Genomic DNA, 1,192 nt, shown 5'->3' with positions numbered 1-1,192 from the left:
ATGGCTCAACATATCCACCAGGAACTAAGGTAGAAATCCCAGGTAAAGATGGTAACCCAATCACAGTCACAATCGGTGAAGACGGTAAAGGTAAAGTACCAAACAGTGAATTACCAGACGGTAAAGTCCCAGGAACAGGTAAGATTACAGAACCAGGTCAACCAGCAGTTGAAGTTCCAGTAGAAACTCCAGCTAAGGTAACACCAGAAACACCAGTAACTGAAAAACCAGGTAAGATTGAAATCACTCAACAACCAAATGGAAATGCGATTGTAACGCCTAAGAAACCAGACGGTTCAACATACCCACCAAAAACTACGGTAGAAATTCCAGGTGAAAATGGCACCCCAATCACAGTTACAATTGGCGACAATGGTTCAGGTGAAGTACCAAATGACAACCTTCCTAAGACAGATGTCCCAGGTAAAGGTAAAGTAACAGAACCTAACAAGAAACCATCACAACCAGTGGATGTAACAACACCAGCTCGTAAGACACCAACAGTAGATGTTGAACAAGATCCTAAGACAGGTGACGTTACAGTAACACCTAAGAAACCAGATGGAAAACCATATCCACCAGGAACTAAGGTAGAAATCCCAGGTAAAGATGGAAACCCAATCACCGTAACAATCGGTGAAGACGGTAAAGGTAAAGTACCAAACAGTGAATTACCAGACGGTAAAGTTCCAGGTACAGGTAAGATTACAGAACCAGGTAAACCAGCTGTAGAAGTTCCAGTAACAACACCAGGTAAGGTAACACCAAATACCCCAACAACTGAAACACCAAGTGAGATTGAAATCACACGTAAACCAAATGGTGATGCAATTGTAACGCCTAAGAAACCAAATGGAAAACCATACCCACCAGGAACTACGGTAGAAATCCCAGGTGAAAATGGAACACCAATCACAGTTACAATTGGCGACAATGGTTCAGGTGAAGTACCAAATGACAACCTTCCTAAGAAAGATGTCCCAGGTACAGGAACAGTAACCGAACCTAATAAGAAACCATCACAACCAGTAGATGTAACAACACCAGCTCGTAAGACACCAACACTAGATGTTGAACAAGATCCTAAGACAGGTGACGTTACAGTAACACCTAAGAAACCAGATGGCTCAACATTCCCACCAGGAACTAAGGTAGAAATCCCAGGTAAAGATGGTAACCCAATCACCGTAAC

1 pseudogene is annotated in these 1,192 nt (G+C 42.7%); it reads left to right on the top strand.

Annotated features, from left to right (window positions below):
* Positions 1-1,192 (top strand): annotated as a pseudogene (locus tag QM917_RS10560) (hypothetical protein); the annotation flags it as partial.

Source organism: Streptococcus infantis, assembly GCF_047460685.1.
GTDB classification, from domain to species: Bacteria; Bacillota; Bacilli; order Lactobacillales; family Streptococcaceae; genus Streptococcus; species Streptococcus infantis_AD.
This window is presented reverse-complemented; position numbering and strand designations above follow the sequence as displayed.